Source organism: Sinomicrobium endophyticum, from assembly GCF_052983315.1.
In genome coordinates this window covers 115,294-141,093 of record NZ_JBRKIS010000041.1, presented here as the reverse complement: position 1 = coordinate 141,093, position 25,800 = coordinate 115,294, and the positions used below count along the sequence as shown (strand labels likewise).

21 protein-coding genes are annotated in these 25,800 nt (G+C 45.2%); 9 read left to right on the top strand and 12 right to left on the bottom strand.

All coding sequences use genetic code 11. The features are described 5' to 3' along the window. Window positions 1-256 precede the first annotated feature (256 nt). From ACVBDU_RS15870 to ACVBDU_RS15830, 9 genes are all read right to left on the bottom strand, one after another. Window positions 257-2,473: a RelA/SpoT family protein gene (locus ACVBDU_RS15870; protein WP_447180708.1), complete on the bottom strand. Its 2,217-nt coding sequence runs from the start codon at window positions 2,471-2,473 to the stop codon at window positions 257-259. Window positions 2,474-2,725: 252 nt separating this feature from the next. Continuing rightward, window positions 2,726-3,961, bottom strand: a complete 1,236-nt coding sequence (locus ACVBDU_RS15865) for a M48 family metallopeptidase (RefSeq protein WP_447180707.1) — start codon at window positions 3,959-3,961, stop codon at window positions 2,726-2,728. Between the two features lie 14 nt (window positions 3,962-3,975). Further along, complete coding sequence (locus ACVBDU_RS15860; protein ID WP_447180706.1) at window positions 3,976-4,266, bottom strand: type II toxin-antitoxin system RelE/ParE family toxin; 291 nt, start codon at window positions 4,264-4,266, stop codon at window positions 3,976-3,978. Further along, window positions 4,266-4,514, bottom strand: coding sequence for a hypothetical protein (locus tag ACVBDU_RS15855; protein WP_447176636.1), 249 nt, complete (start codon window positions 4,512-4,514; stop codon window positions 4,266-4,268). Before ACVBDU_RS15855 ends, ACVBDU_RS15860 begins: the two co-directional genes overlap by 1 nt. A gap of 77 nt (window positions 4,515-4,591) precedes the next feature. Continuing rightward, window positions 4,592-5,395 carry a TrmH family RNA methyltransferase gene (locus tag ACVBDU_RS15850; protein ID WP_447180705.1) on the bottom strand — a complete coding sequence of 268 codons (804 nt, stop codon included), beginning with the start codon at window positions 5,393-5,395 and terminating at the stop codon, window positions 4,592-4,594. Window positions 5,396-5,683: 288 nt separating this feature from the next. Beyond that, a complete protein-coding gene (locus tag ACVBDU_RS15845) occupies window positions 5,684-6,991 on the bottom strand; it encodes an amidohydrolase family protein (protein ID WP_447180704.1) in 1,308 nt (435 codons plus the stop codon). Beyond that, on the bottom strand, window positions 6,978-7,301 hold the full coding sequence (locus tag ACVBDU_RS15840; protein ID WP_447176633.1) for a GIY-YIG nuclease family protein: 324 nt from the start codon (window positions 7,299-7,301) through the stop codon (window positions 6,978-6,980). Before ACVBDU_RS15840 ends, ACVBDU_RS15845 begins: the two co-directional genes overlap by 14 nt. 116 nt (window positions 7,302-7,417) lie before the next feature. Beyond that, entirely contained in the window at window positions 7,418-10,393 is a 2,976-nt protein-coding gene (locus ACVBDU_RS15835) for an amidohydrolase family protein (protein ID WP_447180703.1), read from the bottom strand. A 222-nt stretch (window positions 10,394-10,615) separates the two neighbouring features. Further along, entirely contained in the window at window positions 10,616-11,671 is a 1,056-nt protein-coding gene (locus ACVBDU_RS15830; protein WP_447180702.1) for a DUF3810 domain-containing protein, read from the bottom strand. Window positions 11,672-11,877: 206 nt separating this feature from the next. Here ACVBDU_RS15830 and ACVBDU_RS15825 point away from each other — a divergent pair, with 206 nt between their 5' ends. From ACVBDU_RS15825 to ACVBDU_RS15790, 8 genes are all read left to right on the top strand, one after another. Beyond that, on the top strand, window positions 11,878-13,341 hold the full coding sequence (locus ACVBDU_RS15825) for an aminoacyl-histidine dipeptidase (protein WP_447180701.1): 1,464 nt from the start codon (window positions 11,878-11,880) through the stop codon (window positions 13,339-13,341). A 228-nt stretch (window positions 13,342-13,569) separates the two neighbouring features. Next, window positions 13,570-14,430, top strand: a complete 861-nt coding sequence (locus ACVBDU_RS15820) for a helix-turn-helix domain-containing protein (protein WP_447180700.1) — start codon at window positions 13,570-13,572, stop codon at window positions 14,428-14,430. Between the two features lie 98 nt (window positions 14,431-14,528). Continuing rightward, window positions 14,529-15,242: a pirin family protein gene (locus ACVBDU_RS15815; RefSeq protein ID WP_447180699.1), complete on the top strand. Its 714-nt coding sequence runs from the start codon at window positions 14,529-14,531 to the stop codon at window positions 15,240-15,242. A gap of 283 nt (window positions 15,243-15,525) precedes the next feature. Beyond that, window positions 15,526-15,810 carry a GNAT family N-acetyltransferase gene (locus ACVBDU_RS15810; protein WP_447180698.1) on the top strand — a complete coding sequence of 95 codons (285 nt, stop codon included), beginning with the start codon at window positions 15,526-15,528 and terminating at the stop codon, window positions 15,808-15,810. A gap of 18 nt (window positions 15,811-15,828) precedes the next feature. Beyond that, window positions 15,829-16,701 (top strand): pirin family protein, encoded by an 873-nt coding sequence (locus ACVBDU_RS15805; protein ID WP_447180697.1) that lies wholly within the window; start codon window positions 15,829-15,831, stop codon window positions 16,699-16,701. A 251-nt stretch (window positions 16,702-16,952) separates the two neighbouring features. Further along, window positions 16,953-17,492 carry a YceI family protein gene (locus ACVBDU_RS15800; protein ID WP_447180696.1) on the top strand — a complete coding sequence of 180 codons (540 nt, stop codon included), beginning with the start codon at window positions 16,953-16,955 and terminating at the stop codon, window positions 17,490-17,492. Between the two features lie 255 nt (window positions 17,493-17,747). Further along, window positions 17,748-18,323 (top strand): DJ-1/PfpI family protein, encoded by a 576-nt coding sequence (locus tag ACVBDU_RS15795; RefSeq protein ID WP_447180695.1) that lies wholly within the window; start codon window positions 17,748-17,750, stop codon window positions 18,321-18,323. Between the two features lie 261 nt (window positions 18,324-18,584). Further along, the gene (locus ACVBDU_RS15790) at window positions 18,585-19,910 is read left to right on the top strand and encodes an acetylxylan esterase (RefSeq protein ID WP_447180694.1); all 1,326 of its coding nucleotides are present in this window, start codon (window positions 18,585-18,587) and stop codon (window positions 19,908-19,910) included. 204 nt (window positions 19,911-20,114) lie between these two features. Here ACVBDU_RS15790 and arsC read toward each other — a convergent pair whose 3' ends face one another. Together arsC and prfB are read right to left on the bottom strand one after the other, a co-directional pair. Beyond that, window positions 20,115-20,456, bottom strand: coding sequence for an arsenate reductase (glutaredoxin) (gene arsC / locus ACVBDU_RS15785; protein ID WP_447180693.1), 342 nt, complete (start codon window positions 20,454-20,456; stop codon window positions 20,115-20,117). Between the two features lie 189 nt (window positions 20,457-20,645). Then, window positions 20,646-21,741, bottom strand: a protein-coding gene (gene prfB, locus ACVBDU_RS15780; protein WP_447180692.1) for a peptide chain release factor 2 whose coding sequence is annotated in 2 segments (ribosomal slippage) — window positions 20,646-21,677 and window positions 21,679-21,741 — 1,095 coding nt in all. Because the reading frame shifts where the segments join, the coding sequence is not laid out codon by codon here. Window positions 21,742-21,877: 136 nt separating this feature from the next. Between prfB and ACVBDU_RS15775 the strand changes: the two genes are divergently transcribed. Then, window positions 21,878-24,286 carry a zinc-dependent metalloprotease gene (locus ACVBDU_RS15775; RefSeq protein ID WP_447180691.1) on the top strand — a complete coding sequence of 803 codons (2,409 nt, stop codon included), beginning with the start codon at window positions 21,878-21,880 and terminating at the stop codon, window positions 24,284-24,286. On the opposite strand, the gene ACVBDU_RS15770 is transcribed toward ACVBDU_RS15775, so the two are convergent. Continuing rightward, window positions 24,283-25,623 carry a M28 family metallopeptidase gene (locus tag ACVBDU_RS15770; protein ID WP_447180690.1) on the bottom strand — a complete coding sequence of 447 codons (1,341 nt, stop codon included), beginning with the start codon at window positions 25,621-25,623 and terminating at the stop codon, window positions 24,283-24,285. The two genes, ACVBDU_RS15775 and ACVBDU_RS15770, sit on opposite strands and share 4 nt — an antisense overlap. Window positions 25,624-25,800 lie beyond the last annotated feature (177 nt).

The following is a 25,800-nucleotide window of genomic DNA, read 5'->3' as shown; positions in this document are numbered from 1 at the left end:
GCAACATTTTCGCGATTCCGGAAAATATGTAAGGTTCTAATACAAAATGTATAACGGGCCAAAGCAGCCTGTTTTTAACGTTTTTATGTGAAAATGTAGTATTAATATACGTTAGTACCATATTTTCATCATGGGAATAATCCGGAATAACACATCTCCGGATTATTGCCTGTACAAAGATACGTAAAGATTTTGGTTTGGTACTATTCCTTTCTGATCACAAAAGGCGGATATGTGGTGTTGTGACGTGGTTAGTTTACAACCTGGATACCTTGTCAATACCATTTACTTTTTTCAGGTTTTCGATGAGTTTTTTAAGAATGGTATTGTTCTTTACAACCACAGTGATCTTGCCCGAAAAAATACCGTCATTGGTATCGAAATTAATATTTCTCATGTTTACGTGCATATTGTTGGAGATCACTTTGGTAACATTGTTCACCAGGCCCATATTATCTATTCCGGAAAGGCTGAGCATAACCACGAATTCCTGCTGGGTGGAATCGACCCATTTGGCGGGAATGATCCGGTAGGCATAGTTGGATTGCATGGCTATGGCATTCGGACAATCCTTTTTATGTACTTTGATCCCTTCGTTTACCGTAATAAACCCGAAAACATCATCTCCCGGAATAGGATTACAGCAATTGGCCAGTTTGTAACTGAGTTTTTCTTCTTCTTTGCCAAAGACCAGCATGTCGTATTTGGCCGTTACTTCTTCTCTATCCAGGTCTTCCTGCGGTGGGGCGGAAGGGGCTTTCCGGATCCGGTTCTTGAAAAAGTTGATAAAGGTATTGGTACGGGAAGCTGCAAAGTTTTTCAGCATCTGGTTGTCTATGGTACCTATGCCCACACGAAAAAACAGGTCCAGGCTGGTTTTCAGCTTGAAATAAGTCACCAGGTCGTTGACCACTTTTTCGTTAAGTGTTATTTTCAGATGTTTCAGCTTTCGGCGTAATAGTTCTTTTCCTTCTTCGCCTATCTGTTTCTTGTCTTCCTTCAGGGAAGTTTTTATTTTGGAGCGTGCCCTGGCCGTTGTGGAATAATCGAGCCAGTTGGCATTGGGTTTGGACTGTTCGGAGGTTATGATCTCTACCTGGTCACCGCTTTTCAGTTCGTAGCTGAGCGGCACCAGTTTACCGTTTACCCGGGCCCCGCGGGTATGCATACCCACCTCGGTGTGGATGTTAAAGGCAAAGTCGAGTGCCGTGGCGCCTTTGGGCAGAGATTTGAGTTCCCCCTTGGGAGTAAAGACAAAGATCTCCTTGGAATACAGGTTGAGTTTGAATTCCTCAACAAAATCCACAGCGTTGGAATTTGGGTTTTCCAATGCTTCCTGGAGACGGTTCAGCCATACTTCTATACCCTGTTCCTTCTGGTCTCCGTGTTTGTATTTAAAGTGTGCGGCATAACCTTTCTCGGCGATCTCATGCATCCGTTCACTCCGTATCTGTACTTCCACCCAACGCCCTTTCGGTCCCATCACCGTAATGTGAAGGGCTTCATACCCTGTGGATTTGGGAGAGGATATCCAGTCGCGTAACCGGACGGGGTTGGGACGAAAGTGATCCGTCACTATAGAGTATATTTTCCAGGCGAGGAATTTTTCGTTTGCCGAATCGGATTTGTAGATAATACGAATGGCAAATTTATCGTAAACCTCATCATAGCTCACATTCTGGACATTCATTTTTCTCCGGATAGAGAATATGGATTTCGGTCGTCCCTTGATCTGGTAGTTCAGCCCTTCTTTATCCAGGCTTTCCCGTATAACATCGGAAAAGGCCGTAATATAGGCTTTCTGGCCTTCTTTGCTTTCTTCTACTTTGCTGAGGATGTCGTTATATACTTCCGGCTCCGTATATTTCAACCCCAAGTCTTCCAGGTCGGTCTTGATGTTGTACAGGCCGATCCGGTGGGCCAGGGGGGCATAGATATACAGTGTTTCGGAAGCTATTTTCAGTTGTTTGTGTTCCGGCATGGACTCCATGGTCTGCATGTTGTGCAGCCGGTCCGCAATTTTGATGATGATTACCCTTACGTCATCGTTGAGCGTAAGCAGCATTTTACGGAAGTTTTCCGCTTGCAGGGATATATCTTTTTCCTTGCTAAGGTGTGATATCTTGGTAAGTCCGTCCACAATAAGGGCAATGGTCTTCCCGAACATTTTCTCGATATCACCTAGCGAATATTCCGTGTCTTCCACGACATCGTGAAGCAGTGCCGCAGCTATGGAAGTAGCGTCCAGTCCTATTTCGGAAGCAACTATCTTGGCTACGGCAATAGGGTGGAAGATATAGGCTTCCCCGCTCTTACGCCGCTGATCTTTATGGGCATCAACAGCCGTATCAAACGCTTTCCGGATGAGTTTTTTATCTTCATCGCTTAGCGTCTGATAACTGATGCGAAGCAGCTCTTTATATTGCTTGGCAATCTCTTTGTTCTCTTTTTCCGTATCAATCACTACTGCCATAAAAGCACTTTCTTTTGTCAGTTACAAGGTTTGTGTCCGGCCCGCGTTCCCGGAATTTACCCGGAACTGTGGCTTTACATAAAGTTAATAAAACTTTTACAAATAAACATCAAATTCCGTGCCTTAAAATATCCGTTTTATTTTTAGCCATACAGGTTGTTATCAGGTCTTTCGTGTAGCGATTATATTTCTTTTTATCTCCCGAATAAAAATCTTCCGGGATGGTTTTTGTCAATTTAAAAAGGACAGGGTTTAATGCTTTCCGAGGTTTCGTATGCGCTGCAATAATGTGGGGTGGGAATAGTGCATTTTTACATAGGCCGGATGCGGGGTGAGGTTACTCAGGTTATTTTTGTTCAGTTTCTTCAGTGCGGTTACCAGCGGCTTGGCGCTGAAAGTATTTCTGGCATAATCGTCTGCCTGGTATTCGAATTTCCGGGAAATATAATTCATGATAAATCCTGTTATTTCCGAAACGGGACTGTAGAGTATGCCGAAGGCTATAAGTCCGGTGTGGAAGCTTTGCTGCGTTACGCCCAGGGCATAAGACAATTCCGGGATGCGGATGCAGAGGGAAAGAATATAGAGAGTAAAACCCGTAAGCAATACGGATGCCAGTATATTAAACAAAATGTGTTTTCTTTTGTAATGCCCCACTTCATGAGCCAGGACAGCAACGATCTCTTCGGTGTCCAGGTCCCGGACCAGGGTGTCGTAGAGGGTGATCCTTTTCTGCCGGCCGAAACCGGAGAAGTAAGCATTTGCTTTGGTAGACCTTTTGGAGCCGTCAATGATAAATATTTTGTCCAGGGTAAAGTCTGCGGTAGAAGCGTATTTTTCTATGGCCGTTTTCAGTTCGCCATCTTCCAGCGGGGTCTGTTTGTTAAACAGCGGAACAATGAGTTTGCTGTAGAACATGTTCATAAAAACGGTAAATACCGCAACTACACCCCAGGCATAGAGCCAGAAGTTCTTTCCGGTTGTTTGATAAAACCAGATAATAAGTGCCAGGATACCGCCACCGATAACCGCACCCATGATCCAGCCTTTTAGCTTATCCAGGAAAAATGTCCTTTTCGTGGTTTTGTTGAACCCGAATTTTTCTTCGATGACAAAAGTGTGATAGTAAGAGAACGGCGTAGTGAGCATATCGCTGGCAAAAAGTATAATACCGAAAAAAATAAGGGCTATTACAATTTCGTTATCCGAAATGCCACGTGCTATCTGGTCTACATACTCAAAACCGCCGAGAAAAAAGAAAGCCAGTGTAAGTACGAGGGAAAAAGCCGAAGAAATCTTTGAAAAGTTATAATTTGTCTTTTTATAAGCCTGGGATTTGACGTATTCCGCATCGTCATAAACGTCACTTAATTCTTCGGGAACGGCATCGCCGAAATGCTTTGCATTCAGGTAGTCCAGTACCTGGTCTACAATGAAATCCAATAATAATATGCCGATGATAATGTAAAAAAGTACGGTTGGAGTCATGAATTTCTCTTTCGTTAAAATACGATCTTATCAGGATTTTGTTTAGTGTGAAAAATGTCTAAGATAATTACTGAAGTTTCTTTTCTTTCATAAACGACCTTGTAACTCCATTTGGGTATAAATCTGTATTTTTCCTTTTGAATAATTGGCTCTTTGGCATATTCGAACCGTTTGTCTGCGAGAGAATCTCCGATTTCCAGTAAAGTGTCGATTACTCTTTCTGCGTTTTGCGGACTAAATGGATAGATATAATCGTAGATGCCGGCAAGAGATTCCTTAGCTTTTTCCGACCAGATTACTTCCATTATTTGCGATTCAGAATATAGTTTTTAACCTCTTCGGATGTATAGGTTTTGTCCCCTTTTTGAATGCCTGTACTGATTTTTTCAATATGGGCGATATACTTTACTTTGGTCAAAGGTTCCCCATTGGAAGTATAAGCTACAATTTCGGTTTCCGAAAGAAGTTGTTCGATCTGGTCCAATACAGAATCATCCTGAACCTCCAGTATTTTTTTGGTAATATTTATTTTTCTGTCCGATGTAGTTTCCATAACGCTAAGATACGATTTTTTGAATTATAGATTCACCACTGTTACCCGAATCCTGTGGATTTGAAATATAGGGACGTTTACAGGAACCCTCTCTGTCTCTTTGCTTCGAAAATCAGAATTGCCGCACTGACGGAAACATTCATAGAATCTATTTCTCCCTGCATGGGAATGATAATATTCCGGTCTGAATTCCGGAGCCATTCGTCGCTCAGCCCCGTAGCTTCGGTACCGACCACCAGGGCGGTCGCCCCGGTAAAATCTACCGTGTGGTAATGGACGGAGGCCGTCAGCGCGGCACAATAGGTCCGTATGTTGTTTTTCTTCAGAAAAGCCAGGACTTCTGTCGTACTTCCCGTGGCAATTGTTCTGGTAAACACACATCCGACACTGGAGCGAATAATGTTTGGGTTATAGAGGTCGGTTTTCGGATTGGCAATGATCACGGCATCTATGTCAGCCGCATCTGCGGTACGGAGAAGCGCGCCTATGTTCCCGGGTTTTTCCGGGGCTTCGGCAACAAGGATAAGCGGGTTTGCTTTTGTAAATGAAATCGTGTTCAGCGTGTGTTCTTTGCTTTCGGCAATGGCCAGTATACCTTCGGTTGTCTCCCGGTAGGCCAGTTTCTGGTATACTTCCCTGGAGATACTTATGATTTCCGGTTTCCGGGGAATACTTTCAAAAAGTGCTTCTGTTTCAGCTGCCCGGAAGAGGTCTTCATAGATCAAAACAGAATCTATCCCGTAATTTCCTTTTAAAGCCAGCGACAGTTCCCGCTTTCCTTCCAGGACGAATAAACCGGAAGTTTTCCGTGCCCTGGATTTTTCCTTGAGTTGGAGTACCTGTTTTACGATCGGGTTCTGAACACTGCTTATTGTTTTCAATCTGGACGTTTTGCCGCAAAAATACGAATCTTCTGATTACTCACTAAGTGTCCCGATAATATCGGGATTAAATACCCAGGTACCTGTCCTGAGCGGTCGAAAGGTAGATTGCGGGTTTCAGGGGATAAATTCCAAGTTCCAGGTTGCAGTTTCAGGTTTAGGCATAGAGCGTAGGTGGTTGAGTGTTCCGAACTACGTTCGGGATGTACCGAAGTCACCGGCCTTAAATAACACAAGGCCGTCTTTTGGAGATAAGACGGCCTTGCAGGTGATCTATACTGGCAGAGGTTAACGTTCGCCCTCGTATTTGCCCATATAGCGTTTCCACAATTTGGTTTGGTGTGATTCCAGGCTTATTTCCCTGCCCTGGATAAAGGCATGGGGAAGGATGTTGGTACGCATATCCAGCGCGTCTCCTTCGGAGATAAATAACGTGGCATCCTTTCCGGTTTCCAGGGTTCCGGCAAAGTCATCGATGCCCAGTATTCTGGCATTGTTTTCCGTGATGATCTGTACGGCTTTCTCTTTGTCCAGTCCGTAAGCAGCAAAAGTTCCGGCGTAAAAAGGAAGATTACGGGTGTTCATACGTTCCATGGCCCCACTCATTTCCAGGCCCACCAGGACACCTTTGTCCGATAACATTTTGGCCAGCATATACGGTTGTTTCACATTATCATCCTCTCCGGAAGGGAGTCTGTGCGGCCGGCTCAGTACTACGGGAATATTATTTTTAACCAGCAGCCCCGTTACTTTATAAGCTTCTCCACCGCCTACGATAACAATTTTCCGTATCCCGTTTTCTTTGGCAAAGTTGACAGCATCGATAATTTCTTTTTCGCCATCGGTGTTTATGTACAGTTTCCGAGAACCGTCAAAAAGCCCTGTGACAGCTTCAAAGGGAAGGTTTTCAGGGGATTTATCTCCTTTCAGATAAGCTTTTGCGCCGGTTATGAAAGTAGTGATTTCCCGTACTTCCTTCTCGTATTCTTTGTTTGGCATAAACTCGCTCGGGCCGCTGAATCCCCATCCTTTAGAACGGAAGGCATTGGGCCAGTGCATATGGATGCCGTCGTCTGTTTTGATAGCCGCGTCTTCCCAGTTCCAGGCATCCAGTTGTACTACCGAAGATGTCCCGGAAATAAGTCCCCCTCTCGGGGCTATCTGGGCCATCAGAATTCCGTTGGGCCTGCAGCTTTCCACTATTTTGGATTCCGCGTTATAAGCAATAAGGCTCCTGACATGCGGAATCAGGTCGCCTGTATCCGACTGGTCGTTACTGGCCCTTACCGCGTCTACTTCCACCAGTCCGAGGGTGGAGTTGATGGCAATAAATCCCGGATACACATGTTTACCGGATGCCTGGATAACCTTGTCGTATTCCGAAGCCTGAACTCCCGATTGCGGCCCGGCATAGGTGATCTTCCCGCTTTTAAATCCGATGGCGCTGTTTTCTATGACACTACCGTTACCTATATGCGCCGTAGCGCCGGTTATAAGAACAGATTCGGTTTGCTTTGCTGCCGGGGTTTGCTGTGCGGAGATAACCGTACAGGAAAGTAGCAGCAGGAAATAAAATATATTTTTATGAATTTTCATGAGTAAAATTTTTATAATGTGTTTTATTTCTGCATTCAGATAATGTTTGAAGTAATTCAGAATTACCTGCTATGAGGGCAAGTTTCTTTTTTCTACTCCATTTTTTTAATTTCTTTTCAAATATCTCTGCTTGCTCAAATTGCATGAATTCCTGATGGAAAATAAGTTTCACAGGCCTTCTTCTATACGTATAGGAATCCTTATTTAGGCCATTATTATGCTCTTTAATTCTTCTTTCCAGGTTATTGGTTAAACCTGTGTAAAGAGAATCATCGGAGCATTTTACAATATAAACGAAATAGAATTTCATTTCCCTGAGTTTATATTTATCTGAACAATGTGTTACAAGCATATTAAGCCTCTCGACTCCGCTCGAGGTGACAGAGTTACTTTACAAGCTGTCCGGCCGAGCGGAGTCGAGGCCTTTTAACTTCCGTACACTTCCGTATCGCAGTGAAAATGCTTCTCTTCTTTCTGCTTCGGAGCCTGGGTTTTCATTCCCTTATTCTTGGCTTTGATCATCTGGTTGATGAGTTCATTCCTTTCCTGTGCAATGCTTGCCTGCATTTGTTTCATCGTTTCATAATCGTAGTAAGGGACTCCTTCTATAAAGGTTTTTTCGGCAATAGCGTAAATGGACAGCGGGTGATCGCTCCAGAGCACTACGTCGGCGTCTTTCCCTTCTTTGATACTTCCTACCCTGTCGTCAAGATGCAGCATTCTGGCCGGGTTGATGGTAACCATTTTCCAGGCTTCCTCTTCGGAAACACCACCGTATTTTACGGTTTTACCCGCTTCCTGGTTAAGTCTGCGCGACATTTCGGCATCATCGGAGTTGATGGCGACGGTCAGTCCCTGGCTTTGCATAATGGCTGCGTTATAAGGAATGGCATCATTCACTTCATACTTATACGCCCACCAATCGGAGAATGTGGAAGCGCCGAGCACGCCGTGTTCCTTCATCTTATCCGCTACCTTATAACCTTCGAGTATGTGGGTAAAAGTATTGACAGGAAAGTCAAATCTTTCCGTAACTTTCATCAGCATGTTGATCTCGCTCTGTACGTAGGAGTGGCAGGTAATAAAGCGTTCTTTGTTAATGATCTCGGCGAGAGTTTCCATCTCATAGTCAAAACGGTATGGTTTCCCGCTTTTCTTTTTGGTATCGTATTCTTTGGCGCGCTGGAAATAATCCATATATACCTGTTCAACCCCCATTCTGGACTGTGGAAAACGGATGGTTTGCATATCTCCCCAGTTCGATTGTTTTACGTTCTCGCCCAGGGCGAACTTGATGAATTTAGGAGAGTTCCCGTAAATGAGTTTTTCTGCGGGCAGTCCCCATTTCAGTTTAATAATGGCCGATCTTCCTCCGATAGGATTGGCGGAACCGTGCAGTATCTGTATGGAAGTAACTCCGCCGGACAGGTTCCGGTATATGTTGATGTCATCCGCATCTATAACATCTTCCATAATCACTTCCGCGGAAGAATTATGCCCGGCTTCGTTAATGGAAGCAGCTGCTATATGCGAATGTTCGTCTATGATCCCCGCGGTAAGGTGTTTTCCGGTGGCATCTATAACCGTAGCGCCGCCTGCGGAAAGGTCTTTACCTATACGGGATATTTTTCCGTTTTTGACCAGCACATCCGTATTTTCCAGTACACCGTCTTCCTCGCTGGTCCATACGGTGGCATTTTTAAAGAGGATGCTTTCCTGTTTCGGAAGTTCTGAGAATCCGTATGCTTTGTTCGGAAAGGTAACCGGAACTGCCTCCGGGACAAATTTTTCTTCTTTTTCTTTTTTCTCTTTTTCTTCGTAAGCTGATTTCCTGGTCGCGGTCCAGTTTCCTTCTGTGCCATTCCCCAACAGGGCTTTGCCGCCAAGTGTTTCCGCAGTGGTAACAAAACCGGATAGTCTCAGGAAACCGGAATCCCCTTCATCGGGAGAAAAGAAAAGGTTGAGCCAGCCGTTTTCATAGGTGAGTTTGGAACCCAGTGTGGTCGTGTCCGATTTCAGTTCCGGTTTCGGGGAAGAAACTTCCCCGGTAATGTTCAGGGTGTATGTTTTGCCGCCTGCATTTAAAGTGTATTCGCCACGGATATCTTTGACGTTCCTGTCCGCTACGGTGTGCTTTTCTCCTAAAACCCAGTTTTCATAAAGGGTAGTTTTTTTGTCGAAGATATCTCCCGAGGTTATGAGAAAATTGGCATAACTTCCGTTTTTGAGGTTACCTATGTCGCCTTTTCCCAGAAGCTCCGCAGGAGTAGTGGTAAGGGCTTCCAGGGCCTTGGTTTTGTCCAGTCCGTAATCAATGGCACGAAGGAGATTAGCCTTGAAATCCGATGTTTTTTCCAATCCGGATAATGTAAAGACAAACGGAACCCCATTTTTGGCAAGGGCAGCGGGATTTCCGGGAGCCTGGTTCCACAAACGCATATCCGCGAGGGATACTTTTCCGGCCTGGTAAGGATCGGTTACGTCATAAGCTTCCGGGAAATTGAGCGGAAGTATATAACTGGCTCCCGTAGCTTTTATTTCCGGGATACGCTGATACTCATCGCCACCGCCTTTTAATATATATTTCAGGCCGAATTCCTTAGCGATCTTATGGGCACGAAGGTTGTTCTGGTAACTGCCCGCGTCAAATATCTGGGGAAGGGTTTTATTGGCGTTCAGTGCTTCGAGAGACATATCCCTGTTTTCTGCATTTCCTCCTGCGTACCACTCTGCATCCTTGTACATCTGGCGGATAAGCGCCATAGCTCCCATAAGAGAGGTAGGGTAATTTTGTGCAGAAGCAACGCTTTTGGCAAAAGAGAGATGCTGGGCGGCTTTTTCATCCAGGATACGCAGATCGTAAGTGTCCGTGGAATCCAGGGCTACAAGAACACTGGTCCCCCGTACAATGCCATCGGCCACGTGGGTGTTTACCGTTCCGAAACCAGCCTGCAGTAATTCTTTGGCCTTCTTGGTGTCGAACGAAAATTTGTCGTATGCATCTTGTTCCGGCATAATATGATCGTTCCAGTAAAACCCTTTCCTGGAAGCGTCGTATTGGGGTGAACGTCTGCCACGACCCTGCCTGGCAGGTTTTTGTACACCGAATTCACTGTGGATATCAATAAAAGAAGGATAAATATATTTTCCTTCCAGGTCTGTCACCACACTGTTACCGGGAATGGAAACTTTGCTTCCCACAGCGATAACCTTGCCCTTCTGAATAAGAAGAGTCCCTTTGTCGATAACCTGGGTGGGCGTGATGTAAATTTTAGCATTGGTAAATGCCGTGTAATTGTTGTCTGTGGTTTTGACACCGTCATTCTTCGGAAAATATTCCTGGGCGTGTAGAGTAAACGAACACAGGAATACCAGTAGTAATACGGGTAGCCTTTTTCTCATAACATATTTGAATTAGAGTTTAGTAGGCTTAAAGTTAAGATAACTGTTAAAAAGCAATAGTGACTTAAGGAAATTTTAACTTTTGTTTGCCAATGATCAAACAGACATTCCTTGATATTTCTTTTAAGACAAAAAAACAAGAGATTTATACGATTTGTGTATTGTTGGTTTACCACAGGTAAACTGATGTGCCCGGAGGTAGGCTGATAGGGGCAGCGCCATTTATAAAGGATGCCTTTTGTGATAATTTACCAGTAATGCCACGACATAACTGTATGTCTTTATCCCATCCGTCTGGCTGTTGGCTTTCAGATAGGCATTGAAGGTATTTTTAAACACCGGTTCTGCCGGGTTCTCGTATTTATCCCAGAACTTGGCAACTTCTTCATAGTTTTTAAGAATACCCCGGTGCACCTGTTCCTTCAGCCTGGTGAATTCTTCCCGGTCTCTCCGGTAAACCTCGTTCAGACAATAGCGAAGCATATAAGCGCAACCGGAAAATTTAAAGTAAAGGTCCTCATTGGCCGTTGCCGCCAGGTAACCGATAAAATTGGCCTCGTTTTCTGCGGAAAACCCTATCTGGTGTGCTTCCTCATGACAGGTTATGAGCGGGTAACGATAATCCAGCCGCAGGCTGTTTACCTGGGCTTCGTTGGTAAACGGGTTCAGGTAGCCACTGTATCCCATATAGGTGAGCGGAAGGGAAAAAAGGGAGCTTTTAATACTTGCAGGAGCATAGGTGAAATGCGGATTATTTGCGGATATGACGGTATACCCGGAGGAAGACATACGGTATATCTCCCTGCGGGAATAAGGTGGTTTGACCAATGTGGAGTCGTTTCCCGTAATTTCTTTTTGCAGGATATTGGTCCTGGCAATCAGTTTTTCGGTAAAAGCTACCAGCTCTTCCGTGGTATACGTATTTCCGATGCCGAGGGTATGATGCAGGGGAGGACGGTAATAGTTCATTCCCCAGAACAGGTGGAATGTAAAGTAAACGAAAGAAATTACAAGGAGTATTTCCCGGAAAAAATACCAGGGTTTCCGGAAAAGGTATTTTGTTTTCCGGATCAGAAAACGGAGGATGAATATACCGGCAAGGGTATAGAAAATATCTCCTGCGGAAAATGGGATCCATCCGAAAGTATACCGGTATCCTGTCGATATGAACGGATATATGCCATTGCTGTAATACTTTTCGATAAAGCCCGGAGCCAGGGCCAGTAATTTTACTGCGATAACCTGGGGGATCACGGAAAGCGCCAGTATATTTTTCACTTTTTCGGACATGGGCTAAAAATAGGAAAATATATGCTAAGGAAACGGATTCGGAAATGGATTTATGTTTTGTTTCTTTTGAATGTCTCGTAGGCTTGTCCCGGGGTAGTAGACTATTTTTTTTAATACCAGGAAACAGAGGTGTTAATAATCGTATACGGATTTAAAAGTTTCTGTAGTTTTGTAACAAACAAAAAGAGAAAAATATGAATTCAGAGATAAGATCCCTCGAACCTTCTGTGGTGTGGAACAGGTTTGCAGACCTCAATGCCGTGCCCAGGGCTTCCAAAAAAGAAGAACGGGTTATTGCATTTATGCTGGATTTTGGCAAAAAACTAGGACTGGAGACCCTCAGGGACAAGACCGGAAATGTCATTATCCGTAAACCGGCAACACCCGGAATGGAAAACAGGAAAATGGTTGTACTGCAATCACATCTCGATATGGTACACCAGAAAAATGCGGATACCGATTTTGATTTTAGTACCCGGGGCATAGACATGTATGTGGAAGGAGACTGGGTAAGAGCCAGGGGAACTACGCTGGGGGCCGATAACGGACTGGGAGTAGCGGCTATTATGGCCATCCTGGAAAGTACCGATATACCACATCCGGCTATAGAAGCTTTGTTTACCATTGATGAAGAGACCGGTATGACCGGGGCACAAGGACTCGAACCCGGTTTGCTGAAGGGAGAAATACTGCTGAACCTCGATACGGAAGAAGATAATGAAATAGGTATAGGTTGTGCCGGAGGTGTGGATATAACCGCCCGGCGTACGTATAAAGAAGAGCCTGTACCCGAAGATACCATAGCCTTTAAGATCACGGTCAAAGGATTACAGGGCGGCCATAGCGGGATGGATATCCACAAAGGTCTGGGGAATGCCAATAAAATAATGAACCGCCTGCTTTTTGACGGTTTTGAAAACTACGGTTTACGTATTGCCTCTGTAGACGGAGGAGGGCTCCGAAATGCCATTCCCCGCGAAAGTACCGCAGTGGTTGTGATGGATAAGATACATAAAGATGCTTTCGTTTTTGAATTCGGTGAACAGGAACGGGATATCAAAAACGAACTGCAAACAATGGAGCCGTCCCTGGAGATCACCGCAAAGCCCGCAGATAGCCCGGCGGGAATTATGGAACTAGGGGTGCAGGAAGGCATTATCAGAGCCTTATACGGTGCACACAATGGCGTATATCGTATGAGTGCGGAAATGATAGGGCTTACGGAAACATCCAATAATATTGCAAGGGTAGAGATCAGAGAAGGAAATATAAAGATATCCTGTCTCACCCGTTCTTCGGTAGACAGTTCCAAAACAGACCTGGCCAATGCCCTCCGTGCGGTTTTTGAACTGGCAGGCTGTGAAGTGGAGCTTTCCGGAAGTTATCCCGGCTGGCAACCCGACCTGGATTCTCCCGTATTAAAGGTACTTCGCAAAAAATATGAAACCCTGTTCGATGAAAAACCCGATGTAGCTGCATGTCACGCCGGACTCGAATGCGGGATATTGGGACAGAACTATCCGGAAATGGATATGGTCAGTTTCGGGCCTACCATCCGCGGTGCGCATTCACCCGATGAAAAGGCAAACATAACATCCGTAAAGAAATTCTGGAAGTTTCTTAAAGAGATATTAAAGGATATTCCCGAAAAAGAATAAAAATATGAAACCTGTAGAATTTGAAACCTTTGTTGAGCAGTTAACTGCTCAACAAAGACCAAGATTTAAAATTAATTATTAACCAGAAAAAAGGCAACCATATTCAGGCATGCCCAAACCTGTAACTTGTAACCTATAACTGGTAAACGTTGCAATTATAGTTTTTTTAATGCGTTTGCCCTGCGTAATTGCCAAAAGAAGTATCTTAGACGAGGTAAAAAAAACAGGGTGAACCTCATTAAAACATATAATGATGTAGACCCGGCAGACAGCCGGATGACCTTTCGTATCCGTACGATGGAAGATATCTATGACGAGAACTCCGGGAAAGCGGACGAACCCCACCGGCACGATTACTATATCATTGTACTGGTGAAGAAAGGTAGCGGAAAACACAGCATAGATTTTACGGAATACCCGCTTTCGGACAAACAGGTATATTTTGTAAGTCCCGGGCAGGTACATCAGATAGTGGAAAAAGAAAAGTCCCGTGGCTATGTGATAACGTTCTCTAACAGGTTTATGACGGAAAACCAGATAGACACCTGTTTTATAGACGATATCAATTTATTTAAGGATTACGGGGAAGCGCCACCTTTACCTTTGGCAGAACAGCAACTGGAACAGTTGAGTGCTTATTGCGAACAAATGATGGAATGGAGCAACAGGAACATGAAGTTCCGTTCCCAGGGGATAGGTTCCCTGCTTCGGCTTTTTCTTATATCCTGTAATAACCTGTGCTCCCTGCACGGTGACAATCCGCAACAACTTCATGCCGGCGGAACCCTGCTCAGAGATTACAGGCAATTGGTGGAAGCACACTTTATGGAATGGCACCTGGTTTCTCAGTATGCAGATGCACTCCATGTTACCCCCGATCATCTCAACCGCACCGTAAAGTCCCTTATAGGCAAGACGGCTAAAGAATATTTACAATCCCGAATCACAATTGCCGCCCGCCGCATGCTTTACTTTTCCGGGCAACCGCAAAAAGAAATAGCCTATGCACTGGGTTTTTCCGAACCTGCCCATTTTAGCAGTTTCTTTAAAAAATGTACGGGAATGTCCCCTTCGGACTTCAGGAGATAGTTCCGGATCGTATTTTTATAAGTCTTTCCCGTATTCTTGTATTTCTCCGTGCCTTTATTGTTCGCAACTTTGTACAGAACAAAAAAAGGAATATAATCATGAAAACAACATTGCACAGGGCAGATACAAGAGGCCATGCCGATCACGGCTGGCTGAACGCCCATCACAGTTTTAGTTTTGCCAACTACTACAACCCCGACAGGATGAACTTCGGTTCCCTGCGGGTACTTAACGACGATATTGTAAGCGGAGGCATGGGATTCGGAATGCACCCGCACGATAATATGGAGATCATAACCATTCCCTTGCGCGGAGACCTGGAACACAAGGATAGCATGGGAAACACAGGTCGAATCAAAAACGGGGAAATACAGGTAATGAGCGCCGGAACGGGTGTTTTTCACAGCGAGTATAACCCGAATAAAGATAAAGAAACCAACCTGTTGCAGATATGGTTGATACCCAACAAGAGGAATGCAGAACCCCGGTACGACCAGATATCCATAGAAGATTATCGGGAAAAGAATGAGCTGTACCAGGTGGTGTCCCCTAATGCGGATGACCAGGGAACATGGATACACCAGGATGCCTGGTTTCACCTGGGAGACTTTGACAAAGGGACGGCAAGGGATTATAACCTGAAAAAAGAAGGGAACGGCATATATCTCTTTGTTATTGAAGGAGCGGTTAATGTCAACGGACAATCCCTGGGGAAGAGAGACGCTTACGGCGTATGGGATACCGATAAAATAACCATTGAAGCCGAAAGCGATACGCAGTTCCTCCTGATGGAAGTACCGATGGCCATATAATTACCAGGACCAGGACATTATTTTGAATGTCCTGGACCATCCTGGTATAATAGAAATGAAACTTTTTCATAGTCAAGGATTTTTTCGCCCTTTAGGCCAGGGCTAAAGAAGAATTCACCTTCAAATGCCAAAATCCCGTTACTCCCTCTGAAAAGGGTGCGGAATTTCTGAAATCAGGTCAAAATAATCTTATGATGTGTTTACCCTGATATAACCGGCTTTTCACCTGGAAAAGAGCAGGAAGTTTAGTATATTTATAGAAACCATCTTATACGTACAAAAAATGGGAGAGATAAAGCATCTTCACAATGATACCAAAGGCGCTTTTGTTTATAAAGCGGACAAAAAGCGCCTGGCGGAAATGACCTATGTCATGGCCGGCGATAAAAAAATGATCATAGAACACACCGGGGTAGACGAATCCCTGAAAGGACAGGGCATAGGCAAAAAGCTGCTCGAAACACTGGTGGACTATGTCAGGGAAAATAGCATTAAGGTAGTGCCTTTGTGCCCGTTTGCCAATGCAACATTCAAAAAAGTAACCGAATGGCAGGATGTTCTTGCCTGAAAAAATTAAAATTAACAGATGTCCAATACCGATCTTATCATCGAAGAAAGAAGCCGGGATATCGGAGATTTCCTGGTGGGCCGCCTGATCCCTTTCCGCAAAAAGCGAATGGTGGGACCATTCATATTTATAGATCATATGGGCCCGGAAAAGCTGGGCCCCAAAAAATATATGGATGTAGACCAGCATCCGCATATTGGCCTGGCTACACTTACGTATCTCCTGGAAGGAGAGATTATGCACAGGGACAGTATAGGTACGGAGCAACGCATCCGTCCCGGATCGGTAAACCTCATGGTGGCCGGCAAAGGAGTGACACATACCGAAAGGACCCCGGACGATATGAGAGAAGGTCGCGAATTTACCATGCACGGCTACCAGATATGGATAGTCCTTCCTGAAAAACTCGAGAACATGGAACCTGAGTTTTATCATGTTTCCAAGGATGAACTACCGGTGTGGAGTGAGGACGGAGCACATTTTACCCTGGTGGCGGGAGAAGGGTTTGGCAAAAAATCCCCCGTTCCCGCATATTCCGACCTGTTTATGGTTTCCGTAAAGGCAGAAGAGGATTTTGCCCTCGATATCGCCGGGAACCTGAAAGGGGAAATAGGTATCTGTATTGTAGAGGGACAGGTTAACGCCTGCGATCAGGAAGTGGGGGCAGGAAATATGCTCGTATCCAAACTGGATAATCAATGTGCATTACAGGTGAAAAAAGGTACACATCTTCTGTTGTTCGGTGGTGAACCCCTGGACGAGGAAAGACATATTTACTGGAATTTTGTTTCTTCCGACAGGGAAACCATAGAAAAAGCGAAAGAAGACTGGAAAGAAAAACGATTCCCGGAAGTTTCGGGAGACAACACATACGTGCCTTTGCCCGAATAGGATTAAGAAAAATTGTTTAGTATATGACAAAATTTGATCTGGGCGGATTTCCTCTCCCGAAAGCTTTCGGGATTTTACCCCATCCCTAAAGGGTGATCCCGATAAATATCGGGAGAGGAAAATCAGGTTCCCCTGCCTGCCGGCAGGCAGGCTTTAGGGTTAGGGTCAAACTGATTTACCGATAAACCTGCATAAAACAAATTTTGTTACGTACTAAAAAAAAAATTGGTTGAATCATAAAAAGCAGAAAAATGGAAACAGCAAAAAAAGTAACGTGGAGTATAGACCCTGCACATTCCGAAGTTCAATTTAAAGTGAAACACCTGGTAATCTCTACCGTAACCGGACAATTTACCTCTTTTTCGGGAGGACTGGAAACGGAAGGGGAGAGTTTTGAAAATGCGAGGGCGGTGTTCGAAGCTGAAGTGGACAGTATTTCCACCAATAATAAAGACAGGGATAATCACCTGAAATCCGGGGATTTTTTCGATGGGGGAAACCATCCCAAAATCATTTTTGTGTCCAGTGGCTTTAAAAAAAACGGGGAAGACATCTATGAAGTTACGGGAGATATTACCATTCGGGGAAATACAAAACCCATAGTATTGAAGGCGGAATATGGCGGGACAATGGTAGACCCTTATGGCAATACCAAAGCCGGGTTTGAATTTACCGGGAAACTGAACCGGAAAGCATTCGGACTGGAATGGAATGGAGTCACCGAAACAGGAGGTATTGTAGTAGGAGATGAAGTGAAACTGCTGATCAATATGCAATATGTCAAAAATTAAATAATGAACTCGTTTAAAGGTTAAAATCTGCCGGGGAGTATCTGCTCCCTCGTTTTTTTGGTACTTTTAAGGTACTGCAAAGCATAGGAAGAAGGAAGCCGGAAAGTGTGAAAAGCAACGGATATTCCAATGAAACCGACATGATCAAAATAATCATTATCCTGTGTGTTTCATGATTAATTTGATCTTTTAAGGTTCCATTCCTCAATGCTTCGGAACAGGTAGTAACCATTGAAAAACGATAAAAATAAACACATGAAAAAAATATTGTTAATAACCGGTGATTTCGCAGAAGATTATGAAACCATGGTACCGTATCAGATGCTTTTGATGGTAGGCCACGAAGTACATGCCGTCTGCCCCGGTAAAAAGAAAGGAGATTCGGTAAAAACCGCAATCCACGATTTTGAAGGAGACCAGACGTATTCGGAAAAACCGGGACATAATTTCCAGCTCAGTTATACTTTCGATGAAGTAAAGCCTGAAAATTATGATGGCCTGGTAGTCGTAGGAGGACGTGCCCCGGAATATTTGCGACTAAATTCGAAAGTACTGGATATTGTAAAATACTTTTTTGATAAAGATCTTCCCGTAGCAGCCATATGCCACGGTATACAGATTCTTACCACTGCCGGGGTGGTTTCCGGAAGAACGCTCACGGCTTACCCGGCAGTGGGACCGGAAGTAACCATCGCCGGAGGTATTTACAAAGAGGTGCCGCCCACCGAATCGGTAGTGGACGGAAACCTCGTAACTTCACCGGCATGGCCCGGCCATCCTACCTTTATCAAAGCGTTCCTGGATTTACTGGGGACTAAAATTTCATTATAGCCCGGATGCGTTTAATATTATCAAGGCCCGGAAAAGAGACATTCCCATCGCTCTTTTCCGGGCTTTCCCTTGTGATCTTAGGATAAAATCAAAAGAAAGTCACCTTGTTTATCCGACGTGATTTATTTTTTTAATCTTCTTTTTTGAAGTATCTTGTACTTACTTATTCAAGATGAAAGTATGCGTGACTTACCGATAAAAAACGGACTCCTTATTTTGCTTTTCCTTTGCTTTTTTTCCGGAAAAGCCCAGGATTTACACTTGTCGAAAGGTGTTATTACCGATGCTGTTCCCGTGCCCGGCGGTTCCGAACCTATAAATTATGCCATTTATCTCCCCGAAAACTATACAGCGGATAAAAAATGGCCGGTCATTTTTGTTTTTGATATCGAAGGAAAAGGGAAAAAAGGACTGGAAGCCTTTACGGCCTCCCCCGGAGGGAAAAACTTTATTCTTATCGGGGCAAATAATGTACGAAATGTATCTTATGAAGAGAATTTTTATATAGCCAAGCGACTTTTTGAGGTGGTACTGAAAACTTTTCCTATAGATAGTAAACGGATCTATACCTCGGGTTACGGTGGTGGTGGCAGACTGGCTACTGCTATTGCAGCTATTTCCGGAGATGTAGATGGTGTAATTGCCTGTGGGGCGGCTTTACCTGGAAATAAAAAATACGAACCTAAGAAAAACGACTTCCTGTTTGTTGGCCTTGTAGGGGATGAAGATGGGAATTACAGGGAAATGCAAAGTACGATAAGCATACTGTACGGGAAAAAATTTGAGGCGGATCTGGCGGTATACGATGGTTCTTCCTATTATCCGCCTGCGGATTACATGGATAAGGCCATACGTACACTGATGATAAAAGCTATAGCAAAGGGCGCGGTTCCCGAAGGTGAAAAAATGGTGGATTCGTTGTTTAAAGCCGATCTGGATTTTAACAGGAAAATGGAACGCATAGGGCAGGCTTTATACGCATTTGAGGATGTGGATCAGCTGATGAGCAATTACAGCAAGTATGTGGAAAAAGGCATATTTCGAGAGCGAAAAAAAGAAATCCGTAAAAACAGGCAGTTTGGGAAGCAACGCAGTGATAACTATGGCGTATCGGAAGAGGAAAGCTACTTTATGACCGATTACCTGACCTTCCTGTCCGATGACCTTTCCAACGGGAACGTCGGGCAACTTCCGTCCTGGGAAGAAGAAATGCTGTCACTCGAAAAAATAGAGAAAGGGGATAACCGGGCCAGGACCAAGATGGCAAAGCGCTTAAAGAATATGCTGAAAGCGGTTATGGAGGAAACCATACCCACATTGGACAGTACGCATACGGACCGGTTGCTGTTCGCCAATGCTTTTATGGTCCTGCTAGACCCCGGACGGGAAGATGCTTACCTGGAAGTATTGCGTTACAGTGTGAAGAAAAGCGAATACGGAATGGCGCTGTTCTACCTGGAGCAGCTTTTGAACCAGGGCTTTAAGGATGTGAATAAACTGAATAGTATTGAAGGTATTGCCCTGCTACGGATATTACCGGAATATAACGATATTCTGGAAGAACACGGTCTGAAAACACTTTATTAGTCTCAGTTGAGGGGTTAAAACCCTTGCTTCGGAATTATTGCAGCCCTTCGGTAAACTCAGTATATCACACTTTAGTAGTGGGAAAAATTATAGTTGGGTTATTGAGTTATTAGGTTATTCAGTTTATAGGTGTTGCCTGAATAACCTAATAACTAAAGCACAATTTCCCTGCCTGCTGCCGTAGTAGCCTTAATAGCATGTCCTTTACAGGACGGATTTGATATTTTCCGGTGGCCGGCCTATTACCGCCTTTTTTCCGGATATGACAATAGGTCTTTCTATCAGTTTCGGATTATCTGCCATAGCTTTGATAATGTCGGTATCCGAAAGGTCTTTTCCCTTGTAATTGTCTTTCCAGATACTTTCGTTTTTCCGGACGAGGTCTATCGGGGAAATTCCCAGGAGGTTTATGATCTCGCGGAGCTCTTTCTCCGAAGGTATGTCTTCCAGGTATTTTACAACTTCAAATTCTTTACCGGATGCTTCCAGCAGGGCAAGCCCCTGCCGGGATTTGCTGCAACGCGGATTGTGATATATTTTTAACATGATCCCTATTTTAGATATTAGATTTAAGATTTTAGAGAGCGGACAGAACCCGATTTTTGGTTACAGATAACAAGTTTACACTGCCTGAACCGAAGTCGGTTCGGAATGTATCGAAGCCACCTCGCTTTGTGCTCAAATCTGGAACTATACCCCAAACTTGGAACCTGCAACCTGTAACCTTCACACCCATTACTCTTCCTTCTGGCCCATCATCATAAGGTAGGCCTTGAGGAAAGGATCTATTTCTCCGTTCATTACCCCGTCTACATCGGTAGATTCTTTGGATGTTCTTACATCTTTAACCAGTTTGTATGGATGCATGACGTAGTTCCTTATCTGGGAACCCCATTCGATCTTCATTTTCCCGGCCTCGATCTCGGCCCTCTTTTCCTGTCGTTTTTTCAGTTCTATTTCGTAGAGCTGTGACTTCAGGAGCTGCATGGCTTTGGTCTTATTGTCCAGTTGCGACCGGGTTTCGGAATTTTCAATGACAATTCCCGTAGGGTGGTGCCGCAGACGTACGGCGGTTTCCACCTTGTTGACATTTTGTCCTCCTGCACCGCTGGAACGCATGGTCTCAAAGGTAATGTCCGCAGGGTTGATATCTATTTCTATGCTATCGTCCGCAAGAGGATATACATAAACCGAAGCAAAAGAAGTATGGCGTTTGGCATTACTGTCAAAAGGCGATATACGTACCAGCCGGTGTACCCCGTTCTCTCCTTTAAGCCAGCCAAAAGCATATTCTCCTTCTATTTCCAGGGTCACTGTTTTTATCCCGGCAACATCACCTCCCTGGTAATTGAGTTCCTTTATCTTGTATTTCTGTGATTCCGCCCACATGAGGTACATACGCATGAGCATCGCGGCCCAGTCACAGCTTTCCGTACCCCCGGCACCGGCGGTTATCTGTAATACGGCACTCATGGCATCGCCTTCTTCCGAAAGCATGTTTTTAAATTCCAGGTGCTCTATATGGTCTACAGTGTTTTTATACTGTAATTCCACCTCTTCCGCTTCGCTTTCTCCTTCCTTGTAGAAATCATACAGTACTTCCAGGTCGCCCACAAGAGCTCTGGCTTCTTCGTAGCCTTCTACCCATTTCTTTTTACTGCGGAGCGACTGCATCAGCGCCTCCGCTTCTTTGGGGTTGTCCCAGAAATCGGGCGCAAAAGTTTTTTCTTCTTCGTTTTGTATTTCAATAAGTTTGACATCTATGTCAAAGATACCTCCTTAACGCGCCAAGGCGTTCCATAAGGCTTTTCACCTGTTCTGTTGTAACCATATCTGTTTTTAAGTTCTTTTTTGCCGCCGAAGTCTTCCGGCATGTGGCATTCTCCAGGCAAAAATAACATTTACGCGGTGCAGTAAAAATTATTTATCATAAATTTATGGACCTAACGAACTAACTGACAAATTGCATGAAAAAGATTATTCTCTTCACCCTGCTGCTTTCGGCAGGAGTGCTGCAGGCGCAGTTCCTGGACAAAAAGAAAGACCTTAAAAAATTTACCGGTTATTTTGATTTTTATTACGATGATGAAGAAGGAAAGATCTACCTGGAAGTAGACAAACCCGAAACCGAATTCCTGTATGTTTATTCCCTGAGTAACGGGGTGGGGAGTAACGATATAGGGCTGGACCGCGGACAGTTGGGCAATGAACAGGTAGTGTACTTTAAAAAAGAAGGCAATAAGCTGCTTCTCATACAGCCCAATATGAAATACCGGGCCATTACCGAAAACGAAACAGAGCGCCGTTCGGTCGAGCAGGCCTTTGCCAGGTCGGTCATATTCGGTTTTGAGATCAAGGAAAAACGCAACGGCAGTTATATTATCGATTTTACGGATTTCCTGTTGCGGGACGCGCACGGGGTGGCCACCCGGTTTAAGCAGAAGAAGCAGGGTACATATAAACTGGACAAGAGTAAAAGTGCCCTTGCCCTGGAACGAACGAAGGCTTTCCCGAAAAACTCCGAATTCGAAGCCCTGCTTACCTTTGAAGGAGAGCCCCAGGGGAAAGAAATACGTTCCGTTGCACCGGATGCCAGATTGGTATCTGTCGTACAACATCATTCTTTTGTAGAACTTCCCGATGATAATTACACACCAAGGATATTCATACCCGGAAGCGGGGGGAATTTTGTCTCCTATTACGATTACGCCACCCCGGTCTACGAACCCATGCTTAAAATGTATATAGCCCGGCACCGGCTGAAAAAGAAAGACCCCGAAGCAGCCGTAAGTGAAGCGGTAGAGCCCATAATATATTATCTCGATCCCGGAACGCCGGAACCGGTGAGATCGGCGCTTCTGGAAGGCGGGAAATGGTGGGACCAGGCTTTTGAAAGTATAGGGTATAAAAACGCCTTTCAGATGAAAGTGCTGCCCGAAGATGCCGATCCTATGGATATCCGGTATAACGTGGTGCAATGGGTGCATCGTTCTACCCGCGGATGGAGCTATGGCGCCAGTGTAAGGGACCCGCGGACCGGGGAGATCCTCAAAGGGCATGTAAGCCTGGGAAGTCTTCGTATACGGCAGGATTTTCTCATAGCACAGGCGCTTATGAACAAACCCTTCGCGGAAAGGGACGATAATCACCAGGCCATGATGGATATGGCCCTGGCCCGGATACGGCAATTGTCGGCGCACGAAATAGGGCATACGCTCGGCTTTGCGCATAATTTTTCCGCGAGTATCAGCGACAGGGCCTCGGTAATGGATTATCCGCATCCCCTGGTTACCCTTAAAAACGGGGAACCTGACCTTTCCGATGCCTATGATACGGGGATTGGAGATTGGGATAAAGTAACCGTAGCCTATGCCTATTCCGATTTTGCCAAAGGAACAGACGAAAGGGCAGCGCTGGAAAAAATATTGAAAGAAGCACGATCCCGCGGATTGAGGTATATATCCGATGCAGATGCCCGTGCTCCGGGAGGGGCCCATGTCTATGCGCATTTGTGGGACAGCGGGGAGGATCCGGTGACGGAACTGGATCGTTTGTTGGAACTGAGAGAAACAGCCATCCGGAATTTTTCTGTGGATAATATACGAAGCGGGGAAGCCTATTCCACGCTGGAAGACGTTTTCGTCCCGTTGTATTTCTTTCACCGTTACCAGGCTGAGGCGGTGACCAAAATTATCGGCGGATTGGACTACAACTATGCCGTAAAAGGGGATGGTCAACTGGTCACAAAAATGCTGGATAAGGGTATACAGCAAAAAGCGCTCAAATCCGTACTGAAAACCCTTTCCGCTGAGACACTGGCTATTCCGGAAGATAAACTGAAGTTGTTCCCGCCACGGGCAAAGGGATATCCGCGAACAAGAGAATCGTTTTCCGGTAAAACCGGCGTAGTCTTCGATGCCCTCGGAGCGGCTGAAACCGCGGGAGATTTTACCTTGTCCTTTTTATTGCATCCCGAAAGGGCATCGCGCCTGGTACAGCAAAAAGCATTGGATAAGACACTTCCCGGACTGGAAGAGGTACTGGATGAACTGATTGCAGCTACATTCAAAAAGAATTATAAGGACACCTACAGGAAAGAAGTACAGCACATGGTAAACTTCCGGGTACTTTACTATCTGATGAACCTGGTAAAGCAGGATAAAACTTATCCGCAGGTAAATGCCATAGCGAGGGATAAACTGATGGAGATCAGCGAATGGCTGTCCGGTAATATCCTTAAAGGAGACGACGGGGCCTATGCCGCGGAATGTATAGACAGGATAGAGCGCTTTATGGAACGGCCGGAAGAATTTGAGGAACTGCCGGTATCCGAAATACCCGACGGTTCCCCGATAGGAATGGATTGTGCGGATTAATCCCGGAAGGTTTCCGAAGGAAATACGACAACGCTTTCATACCCGTCCTTACCGACAGTCGACACTCCGAAATAGAAATTGTCAATGACAATGCCTTCGAGGGTAAAGTGATCGGTATCACCCACGAAACGGCTGAACTCCCATTGCGGGGAGGTCGTATAACGCCAGTATATTTTATATCCCTTCACATTGGGATCGTTGACTTTTTCCCATTTTAATCTGGCTGCGGCTTCCACAACACCGCCAATAGCTACTTTAGGCGGGGCGGGGGGAGCCCAGGCCAGTGCGGCAAGATTAATGGCATTGACAGCAGTGAGCTTTTTAGCATAGTCGAAATTCACACCTTCTATGACATCGCCGTATGCAATACCATTCTCCGTACGGATATCCTGGTGCTGCCTGTTGTAATTTTCATGGGCCTCCATAATACGCACTCCGGCATAACCCAGGTCGTTGAAGGGACGGTGATGCCCGCCCCGGCCAAAACGGTCCAGGCGATAAACCATCATAGGGTTCATTTCCGGCATGTAGGTCTGTACCGTTTTATGGATATACCGGGCAAGTTGCCGGGAAATACCATCGACTTCCCCGCCGTAGAACCGTCGCATTTTTCGCTGTTCTTCGGTTTCCGTGGGAGGAACAGGCTCGGAGAAGATACGGAAGGTGCGGTTGTCTATAACGCCGTCTACGCCTTCGATGTTTCCTATCATATCGTTGTTGAACACACCTGTGATCTCCCAGTTGTTCTTTTTGGCGTATTCGGCTAATCCTTTACCGCCGAAAAGTCCCTGTTCTTCACCGGATAAGCCTGCGTAGACCACGCTGCTCTCAAATTTATATCCGGACAATACCCTTGCTGCCTCTATGGCGCCGGCCATACCGCTGGCATTGTCATTGGCACCCGGAGCGTCCGTTTCATAATCTATCGCGTCGGATGCGCGGGAATCTATATCCCCGCTCATTATGATATAGTGATCGGGATATTTGGTGCCTCTTTGTATAGCTACCACGTTGACCACCCAGGCATCATGAGGAATACGGCTGCCGTCTTTCGGAGTAACGAGGTCTTTCTGGTAAAATACCTCCAGGCAGTTGCCGCAGTCTTTGGAGATCTTGTCAAACTCCGCTTTGATCCACCGCCTTGCAGCGCCTATACCCCGGGTTTCGGAAACCGTGTCGCTAAAAGTGTTCCTGGTTCCGAAACCGGCCAGCGTGCGAATGTCCTTTTCGATCCTTTCGGCCGAAACTGCGTTCACAATATCATAAATACGGGAATCGGTCTGTGCAACACAAAGAACGGAACAAAAGGCAAGAATTAAGGATAATCGAATTTTCATGGTAGTTAGTTTTTTATAAAAATCGGTTTAGTATTCGACCAAAATTGAATTCCACAGGATTTTCCTCTCCCTAAAACTTTCGGGAGAGGAAAATCGGGTTCCCTTTAGTCCCGATATCGGGTAGGGTCAAACTGATTTTCCGACTAATAGTGCAAAAAACCTATTTTGTCATATACC

Excerpts from the sequence above, each read along its gene's own strand:
- ACVBDU_RS15870 (WP_447180708.1), bottom strand. The coding sequence starts at position 2,473 with ATGGCAGTAGTGATTGATACGGAAAAAGAGAACAAAGAGATTGCCAAG.
- ACVBDU_RS15865 (WP_447180707.1), bottom strand. The coding sequence starts at position 3,961 with ATGACTCCAACCGTACTTTTTTACATTATCATCGGCATATTATTATTG.
- ACVBDU_RS15860 (WP_447180706.1), bottom strand. The coding sequence starts at position 4,266 with ATGGAAGTAATCTGGTCGGAAAAAGCTAAGGAATCTCTTGCCGGCATC.
- ACVBDU_RS15855 (WP_447176636.1), bottom strand. The coding sequence starts at position 4,514 with ATGGAAACTACATCGGACAGAAAAATAAATATTACCAAAAAAATACTG.
- ACVBDU_RS15845 (WP_447180704.1), bottom strand. The coding sequence starts at position 6,991 with ATGAAAATTCATAAAAATATATTTTATTTCCTGCTGCTACTTTCCTGT.
- ACVBDU_RS15840 (WP_447176633.1), bottom strand. The coding sequence starts at position 7,301 with ATGAAATTCTATTTCGTTTATATTGTAAAATGCTCCGATGATTCTCTT.
- ACVBDU_RS15835 (WP_447180703.1), bottom strand. The coding sequence starts at position 10,393 with ATGAGAAAAAGGCTACCCGTATTACTACTGGTATTCCTGTGTTCGTTT.
- ACVBDU_RS15825 (WP_447180701.1), top strand. The coding sequence starts at position 11,878 with ATGAATTCAGAGATAAGATCCCTCGAACCTTCTGTGGTGTGGAACAGG.
- ACVBDU_RS15815 (WP_447180699.1), top strand. The coding sequence starts at position 14,529 with ATGAAAACAACATTGCACAGGGCAGATACAAGAGGCCATGCCGATCAC.
- ACVBDU_RS15810 (WP_447180698.1), top strand. The coding sequence starts at position 15,526 with ATGGGAGAGATAAAGCATCTTCACAATGATACCAAAGGCGCTTTTGTT.
- ACVBDU_RS15805 (WP_447180697.1), top strand. The coding sequence starts at position 15,829 with ATGTCCAATACCGATCTTATCATCGAAGAAAGAAGCCGGGATATCGGA.
- ACVBDU_RS15800 (WP_447180696.1), top strand. The coding sequence starts at position 16,953 with ATGGAAACAGCAAAAAAAGTAACGTGGAGTATAGACCCTGCACATTCC.
- ACVBDU_RS15795 (WP_447180695.1), top strand. The coding sequence starts at position 17,748 with ATGAAAAAAATATTGTTAATAACCGGTGATTTCGCAGAAGATTATGAA.
- arsC (WP_447180693.1), bottom strand. The coding sequence starts at position 20,456 with ATGTTAAAAATATATCACAATCCGCGTTGCAGCAAATCCCGGCAGGGG.
- ACVBDU_RS15775 (WP_447180691.1), top strand. The coding sequence starts at position 21,878 with ATGAAAAAGATTATTCTCTTCACCCTGCTGCTTTCGGCAGGAGTGCTG.
- ACVBDU_RS15770 (WP_447180690.1), bottom strand. The coding sequence starts at position 25,623 with ATGAAAATTCGATTATCCTTAATTCTTGCCTTTTGTTCCGTTCTTTGT.